This window comes from Pseudomonas sp. J380, from assembly GCF_009827115.1.
GTDB lineage: Bacteria > Pseudomonadota > Gammaproteobacteria > Pseudomonadales > Pseudomonadaceae > Aquipseudomonas > Aquipseudomonas paracarnis.
In genome coordinates, this window is sequence record NZ_CP043060.1 from 5,718,864 (window position 1) to 5,735,590 (window position 16,727).

The window sequence follows — 16,727 nt, forward strand, 5'->3', positions numbered from 1 at the left end:
TGTGTACATATCCATTCCTGCGGTAACGACCACTTAAGGTTCCGCCCTGACGGAGGCTAAACCGGCATCCCTGCCGGTTTACCCCCCAAATCCCTGTCGAATTCCGGCCAGCGTGGTTTGACGGGGCGCCTAAGATCAAAAGCAGATCAAGAGCGACTCGCTTCGCATCGTGGTTACCGTCTGCCGTTACACCCCACAAAGTTGTGTAGATACCTCTGCTGCGATAGCGGTGTGTCAGTCACCGCCACGCTGGCTGAATCGACGCTATCGCAGGCAAGCCAGCTCCCACAGTGATCGCATTCCAGGTCGAGATAATCAGCCATAAAAAAGCCCCGCCTGATCACTCAGGCGGGGCTTTTTAGTGGCTTATGGAATCAGACGAGGGGTTTAGGCTCGTGCTCTGCTTCCTGGGCGTCGTGCTCTACCGCCTTGGCTGCGGCTGCAGCAGCTTCGGCTTCCTTGCGGCGACGACGCACTTCACGCGGGTCGTTCGGCGCACGGCCGTTTTCGGTGAGGGCGCTTGCAGGTGCAGCTTCAACCACAGGGGCGGCCACTTCGGCAACCACTGGGGCTTCAACTTCAGCCACGGGCGCAGGCTCAGCAACCGGCGTCGGCTCAACTACTTGGGCTGGCTCGGCGACGACTTCAGCAACCGGTGCCGGTGCTTCTTCTACCACTGGGGCAGGCGCTGGCGCTTCAACCGGTGCAGCCGGTTCGGCGGTCCACTGGAAGGCGGTCTGTTCTTCGCGAACTTCACGCACAGCCGGGGCAGCTTCTTCGACCACCGGAGCTTCTACAGCCGCTTCGACTACTGGCTGAGGCTCAACCGGTGGAGCTGGCTCAACGGCAACCACGTCGGTTTCTGGCAGTGCATCGCGAACCGGGGCAACTTCCACTTCCGGAACCACTGGGGCTTCGACAGGGGTCGTGGCTTCAACGACTGGCGCTTCAACAACCGGCACTTCAACCGCTTGGGTTTCGGCGGCTGGCGCTTCTACGGCAACAGTGTCTTCGACGGCAGCGGTAGCACGTTCGGCTTGCTCGTGAGCCTGGGCTTCAGCAGGTGCGCTGATGACCGAGCTGGCAACGGCAGCGGTAACGGCCAAGCCGGCAGCCAGTTCGGCGCCTGTTGGCTCGTTGTTGGCAGCTTCTGCGTTCTCGCCGGTTTCTTCCGAACCTTCGATTACGTTGCCGTTTGCATCACGCTGACGCTCACGACGGTTGCTGCGACGACGCTGGCCACGGGAGCGGCGGCGTGGACGATCGCCTTCGGCGTTGTCCTGGCCGTCTTCCTGCAACTGCTCTTCGCCGGTCAGTACTTCTTCTTCTTCGGTGACAGCAGCGGCTTGCTCGGCGCGTGGTTGACGCTCTTCACGTGGCGGGCGCGGTTGGCGCTCTTCGCGAGGTGCGCGTTCTTCACGCGGCTGGCGGGCCGGGCGTTCTTCAGTGCTAACGGCTGCGGCAGCGGCAACGGCAGGTGCCGCGTCCAGAGGCTCACGCAGTTCACGCACGCGTTCTTCACGCTCGCCACGCGGCTTGCGATCTTCACGTGGAGCGCGTGGGGTACGTGGGGCGCGCTCTTCACGCGGTGCACGTTCTTCACGGGCTACGGTCGGGGTGTCTTCACGGGCTTCGCGAGGCGCACGTTCTTCACGTGGTGCGCGTTCTTCACGCGGGGCACGTTCTTCGCGAGGCTTGCGCTCTTCGTCACGGCGGCCATTGCGGTTACGGCTCTGCTGGCGACCGTTGCGACGCTCTTCATTGCGTGCTGGGCGCTCGGAGGCAGGCTTTTCAACCACAACCGGGGCAGCAGGCTCTTCCTTGGTGGCGAACAGGCTGACCAGCGACTTCACCAGGCCCTTGAACAGGCTCGGCTCAGGCAGGGCGGCCGGCGCTGCAACCGGGGCGGCAGCTTCGGTCGGTACCGGTGCGTTGGCACGGGCCGGTGCAGTCTTCACCGCGGCTTCCTGGCGAACCAGGGTGCGGGTCGCAGCGGCTGGCTGGACTTCTTCGACTTCGGCGGCAGCCGCGGCGATTTCATAGCTGGACTGCCCGCTATGGGCTTCCGGGCTGTCGTCACGCAGGCGCTGTACTTCGAAGTGCGGCGTCTCGAGGTGATCGTTCGGCAGGATGACGATACGGGCACGGGTGCGCAGTTCGATCTTGGTGATCGAGTTGCGTTTTTCATTGAGCAGGAAGGCGGCAACCGGAATCGGCACTTGTGCGCGAACTTCGGCGGTGCGGTCTTTCAGGGCTTCTTCTTCGATCAGGCGCAGGATCGCCAGGGACAGCGATTCAACGTCACGGATGATGCCGGTGCCGTTGCAACGCGGGCAGACGATGCCGCTGCTCTCGCCCAGGGAGGGGCGCAGGCGCTGACGGGACATTTCCAGCAGGCCGAAGCGCGAGATGCGGCCGACTTGCACGCGAGCGCGGTCAGCTTCCAGGCATTCGCGGACTTTCTCTTCCACGGCGCGCTGGTTCTTGGCAGGGGTCATGTCGATGAAGTCGATCACGATCAGGCCGCCGATGTCACGCAGACGCAGTTGGCGGGCGATTTCTTCAGCCGCTTCCAGGTTGGTCTGCAGGGCGGTTTCTTCGATGTCGCTGCCTTTGGTCGCACGTGCCGAGTTGATGTCGATGGACACCAGGGCTTCGGTCGGGTCGATCACGATGGAGCCGCCGGAAGGCAGTTCGACCACGCGCTGGAAGGCGGTCTCGATCTGGCTTTCGATCTGGAAACGGTTGAACAGCGGAACGCTGTCTTCGTACAGCTTGATCTTGCTGGCGTACTGCGGCATTACCTGGCGGATGAAGGTCAGGGCTTCGTCCTGGGCTTCAACGCTGTCGATCAGCACTTCGCCGATATCCTGGCGCAGGTAATCGCGGATGGCGCGGATGATTACGTTGCTTTCCTGGTAGATCAGGAACGGCGCGGAACGATCCAGGGACGCTTCTTTGATAGCGGTCCACAGTTGGAGCAGGTAGTCGAGGTCCCACTGCATTTCTTCGCTGCTGCGGCCAAGGCCTGCAGTGCGAACGATCAGGCCCATGTCGGCCGGTGCGATCAGGCCGTTCAGCGCTTCACGCAGTTCGTTGCGCTCTTCGCCTTCGATGCGACGGGAAATACCGCCTGCACGTGGGTTGTTCGGCATCAGCACCAGGTAACGACCGGCGAGGCTGATGAAGGTGGTCAGGGCTGCGCCCTTGTTGCCACGTTCTTCTTTTTCGACCTGGACGATGACTTCCTGGCCTTCGCTCAGGACGTCCTTGATGTTCACGCGGCCTTCAGGGGCTTTCTTGAAGTATTCGCGGGAGATTTCTTTGAGGGGCAGGAAGCCGTGGCGCTCGGAGCCGAAATCGACAAAGGCAGCCTCAAGGCTTGGTTCGATGCGAGTGATACGGCCTTTATAGATGTTGGCCTTTTTCTGCTCGCGTGCACCGGATTCGATGTCCAGGTCGTAGAGGCGCTGGCCATCTACCAGTGCAACACGCAACTCTTCGGGTTGAGTTGCGTTAATCAGCATTCTTTTCATGTTGTACCGTCGGTTTCCGGGCTGCCGGAAACGGCGTTCGGCACACACGACTTCTCACGGTCGGTGTCAGGTGCGTCAAGAGTGGTTGGCCACTCCAGTGTCCAGCAAAATCGGCCAATTGGGCCGGTATCGCGACGGACGCGTCCTGCTCGTTAGCGGTGGTGACAAAGGCACCACTTCAACAAAAGCTAAGGTCAGGAGGAGGAATCAACCGGCGACTGTGGACGAGATGAAGCGTCTAAAACAAGCCTAGTGCTACACAGTCCGACGGTTGTGCATCTCCACCCTACACGTATCCCTGATAATTCGGGTGCTGCCGCGCGCAGAATCCGCAGCGGGTTGGCATTTACCGTGTTCTCCAATGGGGAGTCCACGCTCATGGCTAAACAAGACTAGGTGTGGGCGGTTGCGCTCTCACTCAGCTCTTAACAGGCGTTGTTTCCGAAGCATTCGCCATGGTCTGGCTCAAAACTGACTGCACTTTGTGAACTGGCCGTAAATATCGGCGCAAAAGGCGAGTATTCACTCTGCTTTCTGCACTCGCTTCAGGCCTCATGTCACCTGCGCTTGTTACAATCTTGAGCCTTCCTGGGTGGCGAAAGCCCCGTAGGACGGCCTCGCGTCCTGATGAATTGCGATGGTCAGGGCCGGCAGTTTGCCGCATGTCCTCTGTCCAGGCCGCTTTTGGCGGCGTTCGCGACTATAGCAGTAATGATTAAGTGCTTCAATTCCATAAAAAATTGTTATCATCGCCGCCATGACGACTACCACCCCCCCGACCCCCAGCGTCCAGCTGCTTGAGGTCTCGCCGGAATATGCCGGCCAACGCATCGACAACTTTCTTTTGGCCAGGCTCAAAGGCGTGCCCAAGACCTTGATATATCGCATTTTGCGTAAAGGCGAAGTGCGCGTGAACAAGGGGCGCATCAAGCCTGAGTACAAGCTGCAGGCGGGCGATATCGTCCGTGTGCCGCCAGTGCGCGTGCCTGAACGCGACGAACCGGTACCGCTGGCCCAGGGGTTGTTGCAGCGCCTGGAAGCGTCGATCGTGTTCGAAGACAACAAGCTGATCGTGATCAACAAGCCCTGTGGCATTGCGGTTCATGGTGGTAGTGGCTTGAACTTCGGCGTGATCGAAGCCTTTCGTCAGTTGCGCCCGGATGCCAAGGAACTGGAACTGGTGCATCGCCTGGACCGTGACACCTCGGGCCTGTTGATGATCGCCAAGAAGCGCAGCATGTTGCGCCACTTGCACACCGCCTTGCGTGGTGATGGTGTGGACAAACGCTATATGGCGCTGGTGCGCGGTAACTGGGCCAGCTCGATCAAGAGCGTGCGTGCGCCGCTGCAGAAGAGCAATCTGCGCTCCGGCGAGCGCATGGTCGAAGTGGACGAGGAGGGCAAAGAGGCCCTGACCCTGTTCAAGGTGCTGCGTCGCTTCGGTGACTTCGCCACGATGGTCGAGGCCAAGCCGGTCACTGGCCGCACTCACCAGATTCGTGTGCACACCCTGCATGCGGGCCACTGCATTGCGGGCGACACCAAGTACGGCGACGAAGATTTCTCCAAGGAAATTCGCGACCTGGGCGGCAAGCGCCTGTTCCTGCACGCCTACATGCTCACCGTGCCGCTACCCGATGGCGGCGAGCTGAAATTGCAGGCGCCGGTCGATGAAATGTGGGCCAAGACCGTGGAGCGTTTGAGTGCCGCACCTTGACTACAAGCTGCTGATCTTCGATTGGGACGGGACGCTGGCCAATTCCATTGGCCGCATCGTCGAGTCCATGCACATGGCGTCGACCCGCTCGGGCTTTGAGTTGTGCACGGACCTGGCGGTGAAGGGCATTATCGGCCTGGGTTTGCCTGAAGCCATTCGCACCCTGTACCCCGACATCAGCGACGCCGAGTTGGTAGCGTTTCGCGAGCACTACGCCGACCACTACATTGCGCTGGAAGCTACGCCTTCGCCGCTGTTTGAAGGTGTGGTGCAATCGCTGCAAGCGTTTCGTGCCGAGGGCTATCACCTGGCGGTCGCCACCGGCAAGGCTCGTCGCGGCCTGGACCGTGTGCTCAAGGCTCACGGCTGGGAAGATTACTTTGATATCACCCGCGCTGCGGATGAAACCGCCAGCAAGCCTCATCCCTTGATGCTGGAGCAGATCCTTGCGCACTGTGGCGTTACGCCACGCGAGGCATTGATGGTGGGTGATGCGTCTTTCGACCTGATGATGGCGCGCAATGCAGGCATGGATAGTGTCGCCGTCAGCTACGGCGCCCAGTCTGCCGAGGCGTTGCAGCAGTACGAGCCGAGGCTGACGATTGATCATTTTTCCGAACTGCAGGTCTGGCTCAGCCGGGCCCGATAAGTCTTTGCTGGGGTTGATGGCATGAGTGACGAGTGGAAGGCGCCTGAAAAGGCACAGAGCAGTGATGATAAAAGCTGGAAGCTTTTGGAGAAGACCCTCCTGGCCAGCGTCCAGGAACAGCGGCGTTCGCGGCGCTGGGGGATTTTTTTCAAGCTGCTGACCTTTGTGTACCTGCTTGGGATGCTGGCGCTGTTCAGTCCGCTGATGGACATGGAAAAGAGCGCCACCCGTGGCAGTCATTACACCGCCTTGATTGAAGTGCGCGGCGTGATTGCCGACAAGGAGCCCGCCAGTGCCGACAATATTGTCACCAGCCTGCGCGCGGCTTTTGAGGATGCCAAGGTCAAGGGCGTTATCCTGCGCATCAACAGTCCAGGTGGCAGCCCAGTGCAGTCGGGTTATGTGTATGACGAGATTCGTCGTCTGCGCGCCTTGCATCCGGATACCAAGCTCTATGCCGTAATCTCCGACTTGGGTGCCTCGGGTGCCTATTACATTGCCAGTGCTGCAGACCAGATCTATGCCGACAAGGCCAGCCTGGTGGGTTCTATCGGTGTGACGGCGGCCGGTTACGGTTTTGTCGGTGCCATGGAGAAGCTGGGGGTCGAGCGTCGCACCTATACCTCGGGTGAGCACAAGTCGTTCCTCGATCCTTTCCAGCCGCAGAAGGCGGATGAAACCGCGTTCTGGCAGGGCGTGCTCGACACTACCCATCGTCAGTTCATCGCCAGCGTCAAGCAGGGGCGTGGGGATCGCTTGAAAGATAAAGAGCATCCGGAGCTGTTCTCCGGCCTGGTATGGTCGGGCGAGCAGGCATTGCCGCTGGGCTTGATTGACGGCTTGGGCAGCGCCAGCTCGGTGGCGCGGGATATAGTGGGTGAGAAGGAGTTGGTGGATTTTACGGTCGAGGAATCGCCGTTTGATCGCTTCTCCAAGAAACTCGGTGCCAGTGTGGCGGAGAAGTTGGCGCTGTACATGGGCTTCCAGGGGCCGTCCCTGCGCTGAAATTCCAAGCTAGGTGTAGATCAACTGTGGGAGCGGGCTTGCCCGCGATAGCGATGGATCAGTCGATATAAGTGTCGCCTGGTACATCGCTATCGCAGGCAAGCCAGCTCCCACATTGCTTTACGAAGGTTTCAAGGGATCTGTACGCTTTCGGTCAGCAGCATGTCCACCAGTCGAATCAGTGGCAGCCCAACCAGGCTGGTCGCATCCGGTCCCTCGGTGCTCCGGAACAAGCTCACACCGAGCCCTTCTGCTTTGAAGCTGCCCGCACAGTCATAAGGCTGCTCGATCCGCAGATAGCGCTCAATACGCTCTGCATCCAGTTCGCGCATGTGTACGGTAAACGGCACGCAGTCCACCTGGCAGCGCCCGGTCTCGCTGTTGAGCAGTGCCAGGCCCGTGAGGAAGCTCACACGCTTGCCGCTGGCAGCAAGCAGTTGCTCGCGAGCATTTTCGAAGGTGTGCGGCTTGCCGATGATCCGGCCTTCCAGTGCGGCGACCTGATCCGAGCCAATGATTAAATGGCCAGGATGGCTGGTGGCGAGGGCGCGGGCCTTTTGTTCGGCCAGGCGCTTGACCAGTTCGATGGCGGATTCATCCGGGCGGTGGCTTTCGTCGATATCCGGCGAGCTGCAGGTGAACGGCAGGTGCAGGCGACTCAGTAATTCCCGGCGATAAACCGAGCTGGACGCGAGTAATAAAGGCAGCATATACGTCTCCTCAAGGCAGTCGCCGATTCTATCGACGTGACCGGCTGACGCACAGGGCTGAATTTCCTTTGACATGGCCGGGTGCATCCCTATAATGCTGCGCCTATGTTGAATGACCCGATTCCACCTCACGTTGACCCGCGCAAATTGGCTGATCGTGGCACCACCCTTCAAGGTGAAGTGCTGCTGGCCGATTTGGAGAGACTCTGCGACCCGCTTTCCGACACTGTCGGTACGGTGCAGGCGAAATTCGTTTTTGAACGAGATGAACGTAAATCTGTGGTAATCCACAGCGTTATCGACACCGAAGTCAAAATGGTTTGCCAGCGTTGTCTTGAGCTGGTCACCCTGCCGATCCACAGCGAATGCAGTTATGCTGTGGTGAAAGAGGGTGCGAATACCCAGTCGTTGCCGAAAGGTTATGACGTGCTGGAACTGGGCGAAGATCCATTGGATCTGCATGCACTGATCGAGGAGGAGCTTTTGCTCGCCTTGCCCATTGTGCCTGCTCATCATCCGGAAGAATGCCAGCAGCCGGAGGGTCTCGATGACGAGGCCGAGCCGAGCGAGGACGAGGTAACGCGGTCCAACCCGTTCAGTGTATTGGCGCAGTTAAAGCGTGACCCAAACGTTTAGGAGTTAATCAATTATGGCTGTTCAGCAGAACAAAAAATCCCGCTCCGCCCGTGACATGCGCCGTTCGCACGACGCTCTCGAGGCTAGCACCCTGTCCGTGGAAAAGACCACTGGTGAAGTTCACCTGCGTCACCACGTATCGCCAGAAGGCGTATACCGTGGCCGTAAAGTGATCGACAAGGGCGCTGACGAGTAATCACTTGTCTGCTCAAGTCATCGCGATTGACGCAATGGGCGGGGACTTCGGTCCCCGCAGCATTGTTCAGGCCTGCATTGCCAGCCTGTCTGCCACGCCCTCGCTGCACCTGACCCTCGTCGGTCAACCCTCCCTAATTGAAGAACTGATTGCCAGCCATCCGGCGGTGGATCGCGCGCGCCTGACGATTACGCCAGCCAGCGAAACCATCAGCATGGATGAAAAGCCGGCGGTTGCCCTGCGTGGCAAGCCCGATTCTTCAATGCGGGTGGCCCTTGAGCTATTGCGTGATGGCAAGGTGCAAGCCTGTGTCAGTGCCGGTAATACTGGCGCGTTGATGGCCTTGTCGCGGCATGTGCTCAAAACATTGCCAGGTATTGATCGGCCGGCGATGGTGGCGGCGATCCCGACGCAGAAAGGCTATTGCCAGCTGCTGGACCTGGGCGCCAATGTTGATTGCAGCGCCGAGCACCTGCTGCAGTTCGCCGTAATGGGCTCGGTGGCCGCCGAAGCGCTGGGCGTAGCCCGACCCAGGGTTGCCCTGCTGAATATCGGTACCGAGGACATCAAGGGCAACCAGCAAGTCAAGCTTGCCGCCACCTTGCTACAAAGCGCGCGGGGCTTGAACTACATCGGCTTTGTTGAGGGTGATGGTTTGTACCGTGGTGAAGCTGATGTGGTGGTGTGCGACGGCTTTGTCGGTAATATCCTGCTCAAGTCCAGCGAAGGCCTGGCAACCATGATTGCCACGCGTATTGAAGCTTTGTTCAAGCGCAACCTGGGGTCACGTATGGTGGGTGCCTTGGCGTTGCCCCTGATGCGACGCTTGCAGGCTGACCTGGCGCCAGCACGGCACAACGGTGCAAGCTTTCTTGGCTTGCAGGGCATTGTGGTAAAAAGCCATGGCTCGGCCGGTGTGCTGGGCTTTCAAAGTGCAATTGCGCGGGCCTTGATCGAGATTCAGGAGAACCTGCCGCAACGCTTGCACGGCCGTCTCGAGGATCTGTTGCCTTAGGCGAATTGGCCCGGGAGTGCTTAAATGTGACCGGCCAGTTCAATTGACCATCCAATCAGTCAGTTTCGTTCGCGCCCACCGTAGGCGCGAGCATTTTTGACGACCAGATCATTAGGGGCTTGTTACATGTCTACATCCCTCGCATTCGTCTTTCCAGGGCAGGGTTCGCAGTCCCTCGGCATGTTGGCCGAGCTGGGCGCGCAATACCCGCTGATCCTGGACACCTTCAAGGAAGCTTCCGACGCCCTGGGTTATGACCTGTGGGCACTGACTCAGCAAGGGCCGGAAGCATTGCTCAACCAAACCGATAGAACCCAGCCGGCCATCCTGACCGCTTCGATCGCCCTGTGGCGCTTGTGGCTGGCTGAAGGCGGCGCACGCCCTGCCTTCGTCGCGGGTCACAGCCTGGGCGAATACAGCGCCCTGGTGGCCGCGGGCAGCCTGACCTTGGCTGAAGCGGTCAAGCTGGTCGAGCGTCGTGGTCAACTGATGCAAGAAGCCGTTCCGGCCGGGCAGGGCGGCATGGCCGCTATCCTGGGCCTGGACGACGCGGTTGTGATCGAGGCCTGCGCCGAAGCGGCGCAAGGCGAAGTGGTCAGCGCGGTGAACTTCAACTCCCCAGGCCAGGTGGTGATCGCCGGTGCCAAGGCGGCCGTCGAGCGTGCCATCGAGGGTTGCAAGGCCCGTGGCGCCAAGCGAGCGCTGCCATTGCCGGTGAGCGTACCGTCCCACTGCGAACTGATGCGCCCGGCGGCAGAGCGCTTTGCCGAGTCTATCGCTGCCATCAACTGGCAGGCGCCGCAGATCCCGCTGGTGCAGAACGTCAGCGCGGCCGTGGCCGCCGACCTCGACACCCTCAAGCGCGACCTGCTGGAGCAACTGTACAAGCCAGTTCGCTGGGTTGAATCGGTCCAGACCCTGGCCGCCAACGGTGCCGCCGAACTGGTCGAGTGCGGCCCGGGCAAAGTCCTGGCCGGCTTGAACAAGCGCTGCGCCGACGGTGTGTCGACCGCCAACCTCAATACCCCAGAAGCCTTCGCTGCCGCTCGCGCGGCACTGGCCTGAATCCCGTACTTAGGAGAAGCCTGCATGAGTCTGCAAGGTAAAGTTGCACTGGTTACCGGCGCAAGCCGTGGCATTGGCCAGGCGATCGCCCTGGAGCTGGGCCGTCAGGGCGCCGTTGTGATCGGCACCGCCACCTCCGCCTCGGGCGCCGAGCGTATCGCCGCGACCCTGAAGGAAAACGGCGTGCAAGGTACCGGTCTTGAACTGAATGTGACCAGCGATGAGTCCGTGGCTGCCGTACTGGCCCAGATCACTGCTCAGTTCGGTGCACCGGCTATCCTGGTGAACAACGCCGGGATCACCCGTGACAACCTGATGATGCGCATGAAAGACGACGAGTGGTACGACGTGGTCGATACCAACCTGAACAGTCTGTTTCGCCTGTCCAAGGGCGTTTTGCGCGGCATGACCAAGGCGCGTTGGGGCCGAATTATCAATATTGGCTCCGTAGTGGGTGCCATGGGCAACGCAGGCCAAGTAAACTACGCCTCTGCCAAGGCCGGCCTGGAAGGTTTCAGCCGCGCACTGGCGCGTGAAGTCGGCTCGCGGTCGATTACGGTCAACTCGGTGGCCCCTGGGTTCATCGACACCGATATGACCCGCGAACTGCCGGAAGCACAGCGCGAAGCCTTGCTGACGCAGATTCCGCTGGGCCGTCTGGGCCAGGCCCAAGAGATCGCGAATGTGGTCACTTTCCTGGCATCTGACGGTGCGGCATACGTGACTGGGGCTACAATCCCGGTTAACGGCGGGATGTACATGAGTTAAATTGTGACGGATCGCTTCAAAAAAATGTCATACGAGCTGTCTAAAATCCGTTATAAAGCTGCAACTTAATTTATAGGCAGGTGGCCGACCGGGTACAGGGTGAAGCTTTCAGTTGAAAAGCTGAAATGGCTTTCTATACACTTACCCACTGGCCAGCTGCCTGAATTTGTCCATTAGGAGTTAAACAAGGTATGAGCACCATCGAAGAGCGCGTCAAGAAAATCGTCGCCGAGCAACTGGGCGTTAAGGAAGAAGAAGTGGTCAACACTGCTTCCTTCGTAGAAGACCTGGGTGCCGATTCCCTTGACACCGTTGAGCTGGTGATGGCTCTGGAAGAGGAATTCGAGACCGAAATCCCGGACGAAGAAGCTGAAAAAATCACTACTGTTCAAGCTGCCATCGACTACGTTACTAGCCACCAGGCGTAATAGTTTGTAGTCGTCGCTTGCTGTCAGGGAAAAACCGCACTGCTGTAAAGGCGTGCGGTTTTTTCTTTAGCGGCGATGAAAAGTGTCGTCATTAGAAAAAGGAGAGTGCTGTGTCGCGTAGACGCGTCGTAGTCACCGGTATGGGTATGTTGTCGCCACTGGGTACGGATGTGCCGAGCAGTTGGCAGGGCATTCTGGCTGGCCGCAGTGGTATTGGTCTGATCGAACACACGGACCTTTCTGCCTATTCCACCCGTTTTGGCGGCTCGGTAAAGGGCTTCAATGTCGAGGAATATCTCTCGATCAAAGAATCCCGCAAGCTCGACCTGTTCATTCAGTACGGCCTGGCTGCCGGGTTTCAGGCTGTGCGTAACGCCGGCCTGGAAGTCACCGACGCCAACCGTGACCGCATCGGCGTGGCCATGGGTTCAGGTATTGGCGGTCTGACCAATATCGAAGAAACCAGCCGCACCTTGCATGAGACTGGCCCACGTCGAATTTCACCGTTCTTCGTACCGGGCTCGATCATCAATATGATTTCCGGCTTCCTGTCCATTCATCTGGGTGCACAGGGACCGAACTACGCAATCGCCACGGCGTGTACCACAGGTACCCACTGCATTGGCATGGCTGCACGCAACATTGCCTACGACGAAGCCGACGTGATGATCGCCGGCGGCGCCGAAATGGCCGCGTGCGGCCTGGGCATGGGCGGCTTCGGCGCGTCTCGTGCGCTGTCGACCCGCAACGACGAGCCGACCCGTGCCAGCCGTCCGTGGGACAAGGGCCGTGACGGCTTTGTGCTCTCCGACGGTGCCGGTGCGCTGGTGCTCGAAGAGTTGGAGCACGCCAAGGCGCGTGGTGCCACTATCTACGCCGAATTGATCGGGTTTGGCATGAGCGGCGATGCTTACCACATGACCTCGCCGCCGTCCGATGGTGCGGGTGCTGCGCGTTGCATCACCAATGCCCTGCGCGATGCGAAGGTCAACCCCAACCAGGTGCAGTACATCAACGCCCATGGCACTTCGACCCCGACCGGCGACCTGGCGGAAGCAGAGGCCATCAAGTCGGTGTTCGGCGAGCACGCCTATAAGCTGGCGGTCAGCTCCACCAAGTCCATGACCGGCCACCTGTTGGGTGCGGCGGGCGCGGTCGAGGCGATCTTCAGTGTGATGGCAATCAGGGATCAGGTCGCTCCGCCGACTATCAACCTTGATGAGCCGGACGAAGGCTGCGACCTGAACTTCGTGCCCCACGAAGCGCAGCCCATGCCGATCGACGTGGCGATTTCCAACTCGTTCGGTTTCGGTGGCACCAACGGTTCCCTGGTGTTCCGCCGGTTCGCCGAGTGATGCACAGCTGGGTCGACGGTCAGCCAGCGGACAGCGTGCCCCTGAAAGATCGCGGCCTGGCCTATGGCGATGGGGTGTTCGAGACCATCGCCGTCAAGGCCGGGCAGCCGTTGCTGCTCGACCGTCACCTGCAACGCCTGGAAGAGGGTTGCAGGCGTTTGGCATTGGTGGTGGATCACGGGTTGATTCGCCACGAAGTGCTGAGCTTCGCCGCCGCCCTTGGCGACGGTATTCTCAAATTGATCCTCACCCGTGGCGACAGCTTGCGCGGTTACGGCATCAACCCTGGCGCCCCGGTGCGCCGCATCTTGCAGGGCAGCGCGCCCGCTGTTTACCCGCCCATCCATGAAGTCGAAGGCGTGCGCCTGTTCGCGTGTGCCACGCGCTTGGCGCAGCAGCCGTTGCTGGCCGGTATCAAGCACCTCAATCGCCTGGAACAGGTGATCGCGCGTGCCGAATGGCAAGATACCGAACATGCCGAAGGTCTGATGCTGGATATGTCTGGCCGGGTGATCGAAGGCATATTCAGCAATCTTTTCCTGGTGAGCAACGGCTTGTTACTAACCGCTGATCTGAGCCGTTGTGGCGTTGCGGGCGTGATGCGCGCCGAAGTGCTGGCCCAGGCACAAGCGCTGGGCGTCCCGGTGGCCGTGGCCGACATCAGTTTGGAGCAGTTGCAACAGGCCGATGAAGTCTTCGTCTGCAACAGCGTTTATGGCATTTGGCCGGTGCGAGGCTGCGCTGCGATGAGCTGGCCGGTTGGGCCGCTCACCCGTAAACTGCAGGGCATTGTTCGCGCGCTATTGGATATTTGAGTTGATACGAAAACTGGTGTTACTGCTGCAGATCAGCCTGATCTCGGCGGCTTTGCTCGTGGGCTTTTCTGCCTGGAAACTCGACTCTGCCCTCAAGCAGCCCCTGAAGCTGCCTCAGGAGCAGTTGCTCGACGTACCCGCTGGCGCTACGCCGACGGGCACCTTCAATCGTCTGGAAGCCGACGGCGTGCTCGACGATGCATTCTGGTTGCGTCTGTACTGGCGCTTCAACCTCGAAGGCCAGCCACTGCACAGCGGCGAGTACCGCATGAGCCCGGGCCTTACCGCCGAGGGTTTGATCGGCCTGTGGCAGCGCGGCGAAGTGGTGCAGTACAGCCTGACCTTGGTGGAGGGCTGGAATTTCCGTCAGGTGCGCACCGCCCTGGCCAAGCATGAAAAGATCGTGCAGACCCTCGCGGGCCTGACTGACAGCGAAGTGATGGATAAGCTTGGCCACCCAGGTGTGTTTCCTGAAGGGCGGTTCTTCCCCGACACCTACCGTTTTGTCCGCGGCATGACTGATGTCGAGTTCCTGAAAAAAGCTTACAACCGCCTGGACGATGTACTCGCCCAGGAGTGGAGCAAGCGTGCCGCCGACGCGCCCTACACCGACCCTTACCAAGCACTGATAATGGCGTCGCTGGTAGAAAAGGAGACCGGTGTGCCTCAGGAGCGCGGGCAGATTGCCGGTGTGTTTGTGCGTCGCCTGAAGATCGGCATGCTGCTGCAGACCGACCCCACCGTGATCTACAGCTTGGGTGAGCGCTACAACGGTAAATTGACCCGCGCCCACCTCAAGGAAGCCAACCCCTACAACACCTACATGGTTGCTGGCCTGCCGCCCACGCCCATCGCGATGGTCGGTCGCGAGGCGATCCATGCAGCACTGAACCCGGTACCGGGCAGCAGCCTGTATTTCGTCGCCCGTGGCGATGGTAGCCATATATTCTCGGATAACCTGGATGCGCATAATGCCGCCGTGCGTGAGTTCCAACTCAAGCGCCGTGCCGATTACCGTTCCAGCCCGGCACCGGTGGTGAAACCGCCTGAAGATTCGGCACCTTCCAGTGATGCGCCTACCCCCGACGCTCCGATCGAGCCCGCGCCGGACACGACCGCGCCGCAAAGCCCGCAATGACTCTGACTAAGGACTGCCTGTGACTGGCTTGTTTATTACCCTGGAAGGCCCGGAAGGCGCCGGCAAAAGCACTAACCGTGACTACCTGGCCGAGCGCCTGCGTGCGCAGGGCATCGAGGTGGTGCTGACCCGTGAGCCGGGTGGTACGCCGTTGGCCGAGCGCATTCGCGACGTCCTGCTGACCCCGGGTGACGAGCCGATGAATCCGGACACCGAGTTGCTCCTGGTGTTTGCCGCCCGTGCCCAGCACCTGGCCGAAGTGATTCGCCCGGCCCTGGCGCGGGGTGCCGTGGTGATCTGCGACCGGTTTACCGATTCCACCTACGCCTACCAGGGTGGGGGCCGGGGGTTGTCCATGGAGCGCATCACCGCCCTGGAAACCTTCGTGCAAGGCGATCTGCGCCCCGACCTGACCCTGTTGTTCGACCTGCCGGTGGAAGTGGGCATGGCCCGCGCCAGTGCGCGAGGTCGTCTGGATCGTTTCGAGTTGGAAGGCCAAGCCTTCTTTGATGCAGTGCGCAGCGCTTTCCTGCAGCGCGCCAAGGCTGAGCCCGCACGTTATTACCTGTTGGACGCCGCCCAGCCGCTGAGCCGCGTGCAACAGGCTATCGACGCGCTGCTGCCCACTCTGTTGGAGCGTAGCCGTGGCTGAGTCCTACCCGTGGCAGGACGGCCTCTGGCAGCAACTGGCGGGGCGCGCCCAGCACGCCCACGCCTATCTGCTGCATGGGCCGGTGGGCATCGGTAAACGCCACCTCGCCGAACGCCTGATGGGCAGCCTGTTGTGCCAACGCCCGGTCAATCTGGAGGCATGTGGCGAGTGCAAGTCCTGCCTGTTGCTCAAGGCTGGCAGTCACCCGGACAACTATGTGCTGGAGCCCGAGGAAGCGGACAAGGCCATCAAGGTCGACCAAGTGCGCGACCTGGTGAGCTTCGTGGTGCAGACCGCGCAGATGGGCGGGCGCAAAGTGGTGCTGATTGAGCCGGTTGAGGCGATGAACATCAACGCGGCCAACGCCTTGCTCAAAAGCCTTGAAGAGCCGTCCGGCGATACCGTGCTGTTGCTGGTGAGCCACCAGTCCAGCCGCTTGTTGCCGACCATTCGCAGCCGTTGCGTGCAGCAGGCTTGCCCGTTGCCCAGCGAAGCCATGAGCCTGCAATGGCTGGCGCAGGCGTTGCCGGAATGCAGCGCAGAAGAACGAGGCGAGTTGCTGACCCTGGCGGCTGGCTCGCCTTTGGCGGCAGTGAAGCTGCAGGCTCAGGGCGTGCGCGAACAGCGTGCACTGGTCGTGGATGGCGTGAAGAAACTGCTCAAGCAGGAATTGTCCGCCACGCAACTGGCCGAAAGCGCCTGGAAGGATATTCCGCTGTTGCTGTTGTTCGACTGGTTCTGCGACTGGTCCAGCCTGATCCTGCGCTACCAGCTCACCCAGGATGAGAACGGCCTGGGCTTGGCGGATATGCGCAAGGTCGTGCAATACCTGGCGCAAAAAAGTGCCCAGGACAAAGTGCTGAACATCCAGGACTGGATCCTCGCCCAGCGCCAGAAAGTCCTCGGCAAGGCCAACCTCAACCGCGTGCTGTTGCTCGAGGCATTGCTGGTGCAGTGGGTCGGCCTGCTCGGGCGCCGTTAAATTCCGTGGCTGACGGGTGTATCGTTGGCCCTACCTCTTTTGTGACTTAAGCTCAGATTC

Annotated in this window: 16 protein-coding genes; 14 read left to right on the forward strand and 2 right to left on the reverse strand. The window is 60.5% G+C overall.

Annotated elements, in window-relative coordinates:
- Positions 1 to 374: 374 nt before the first annotated feature.
- Positions 375 to 3,527, reverse strand: coding sequence for a ribonuclease E (gene rne / locus FXO12_RS26140; RefSeq protein WP_057976394.1), 3,153 nt, complete (start codon positions 3,525 to 3,527; stop codon positions 375 to 377).
- Between the two features lie 766 nt (positions 3,528 to 4,293).
- On the opposite strand from rne, the gene rluC reads away from it, so the two are divergent.
- The 3 genes from rluC to FXO12_RS26155 are packed head-to-tail and all read left to right on the forward strand — an operon-like array spanning position 4,294 to position 6,907.
- The gene (gene rluC, locus FXO12_RS26145) at positions 4,294 to 5,253 is read left to right on the forward strand and encodes a 23S rRNA pseudouridine(955/2504/2580) synthase RluC (RefSeq protein ID WP_057976391.1); all 960 of its coding nucleotides are present in this window, start codon (positions 4,294 to 4,296) and stop codon (positions 5,251 to 5,253) included.
- Positions 5,240 to 5,902: an HAD-IA family hydrolase gene (locus FXO12_RS26150; RefSeq protein WP_057976388.1), complete on the forward strand. Its 663-nt coding sequence runs from the start codon at positions 5,240 to 5,242 to the stop codon at positions 5,900 to 5,902. Before rluC ends, FXO12_RS26150 begins: the two co-directional genes overlap by 14 nt.
- 21 nt (positions 5,903 to 5,923) lie before the next feature.
- On the forward strand, positions 5,924 to 6,907 hold the full coding sequence (locus tag FXO12_RS26155) for a S49 family peptidase (RefSeq protein ID WP_054897930.1): 984 nt from the start codon (positions 5,924 to 5,926) through the stop codon (positions 6,905 to 6,907).
- Between the two features lie 131 nt (positions 6,908 to 7,038).
- Here the strand turns inward: FXO12_RS26155 and FXO12_RS26160 are convergent, their stop codons facing one another.
- A complete protein-coding gene (locus FXO12_RS26160; RefSeq protein WP_054897931.1) occupies positions 7,039 to 7,617 on the reverse strand; it encodes a nucleoside triphosphate pyrophosphatase in 579 nt (192 codons plus the stop codon).
- 105 nt (positions 7,618 to 7,722) lie between these two features.
- Here FXO12_RS26160 and FXO12_RS26165 point away from each other — a divergent pair, with 105 nt between their 5' ends.
- From FXO12_RS26165 to FXO12_RS26215, 11 genes are all read left to right on the forward strand, one after another.
- Positions 7,723 to 8,253, forward strand: a complete 531-nt coding sequence (locus FXO12_RS26165; protein WP_003175611.1) for a YceD family protein — start codon at positions 7,723 to 7,725, stop codon at positions 8,251 to 8,253.
- A gap of 13 nt (positions 8,254 to 8,266) precedes the next feature.
- Positions 8,267 to 8,449, forward strand: coding sequence for a 50S ribosomal protein L32 (gene rpmF, locus FXO12_RS26170; RefSeq protein ID WP_003179396.1), 183 nt, complete (start codon positions 8,267 to 8,269; stop codon positions 8,447 to 8,449).
- A 4-nt stretch (positions 8,450 to 8,453) separates the two neighbouring features.
- On the forward strand, positions 8,454 to 9,464 hold the full coding sequence (plsX, locus tag FXO12_RS26175; RefSeq protein ID WP_082631538.1) for a phosphate acyltransferase PlsX: 1,011 nt from the start codon (positions 8,454 to 8,456) through the stop codon (positions 9,462 to 9,464).
- A gap of 126 nt (positions 9,465 to 9,590) precedes the next feature.
- On the forward strand, positions 9,591 to 10,529 hold the full coding sequence (gene fabD / locus FXO12_RS26180; protein ID WP_034128439.1) for an ACP S-malonyltransferase: 939 nt from the start codon (positions 9,591 to 9,593) through the stop codon (positions 10,527 to 10,529).
- A 24-nt stretch (positions 10,530 to 10,553) separates the two neighbouring features.
- The gene (gene fabG, locus FXO12_RS26185; protein ID WP_003189275.1) at positions 10,554 to 11,297 is read left to right on the forward strand and encodes a 3-oxoacyl-ACP reductase FabG; all 744 of its coding nucleotides are present in this window, start codon (positions 10,554 to 10,556) and stop codon (positions 11,295 to 11,297) included.
- Positions 11,298 to 11,488: 191 nt separating this feature from the next.
- On the forward strand, positions 11,489 to 11,725 hold the full coding sequence (acpP, locus tag FXO12_RS26190; RefSeq protein WP_003175607.1) for an acyl carrier protein: 237 nt from the start codon (positions 11,489 to 11,491) through the stop codon (positions 11,723 to 11,725).
- 110 nt (positions 11,726 to 11,835) lie between these two features.
- Positions 11,836 to 13,080 (forward strand): beta-ketoacyl-ACP synthase II, encoded by a 1,245-nt coding sequence (gene fabF / locus FXO12_RS26195; protein WP_034128438.1) that lies wholly within the window; start codon positions 11,836 to 11,838, stop codon positions 13,078 to 13,080.
- Positions 13,080 to 13,895, forward strand: a complete 816-nt coding sequence (pabC, locus tag FXO12_RS26200; protein ID WP_057976385.1) for an aminodeoxychorismate lyase — start codon at positions 13,080 to 13,082, stop codon at positions 13,893 to 13,895. The genes fabF and pabC overlap by 1 nt, the downstream gene beginning before the upstream one ends.
- Before the next feature lies 1 nt (position 13,896).
- Positions 13,897 to 15,033, forward strand: coding sequence for an endolytic transglycosylase MltG (mltG, locus tag FXO12_RS26205; RefSeq protein ID WP_160049777.1), 1,137 nt, complete (start codon positions 13,897 to 13,899; stop codon positions 15,031 to 15,033).
- A gap of 19 nt (positions 15,034 to 15,052) precedes the next feature.
- Positions 15,053 to 15,685 (forward strand): dTMP kinase, encoded by a 633-nt coding sequence (gene tmk, locus FXO12_RS26210; protein ID WP_054922134.1) that lies wholly within the window; start codon positions 15,053 to 15,055, stop codon positions 15,683 to 15,685.
- Positions 15,678 to 16,667, forward strand: a complete 990-nt coding sequence (locus tag FXO12_RS26215) for a DNA polymerase III subunit delta' (protein ID WP_034128434.1) — start codon at positions 15,678 to 15,680, stop codon at positions 16,665 to 16,667. The genes tmk and FXO12_RS26215 overlap by 8 nt, the downstream gene beginning before the upstream one ends.
- The last annotated feature ends 60 nt before the right edge of the window (positions 16,668 to 16,727 follow it).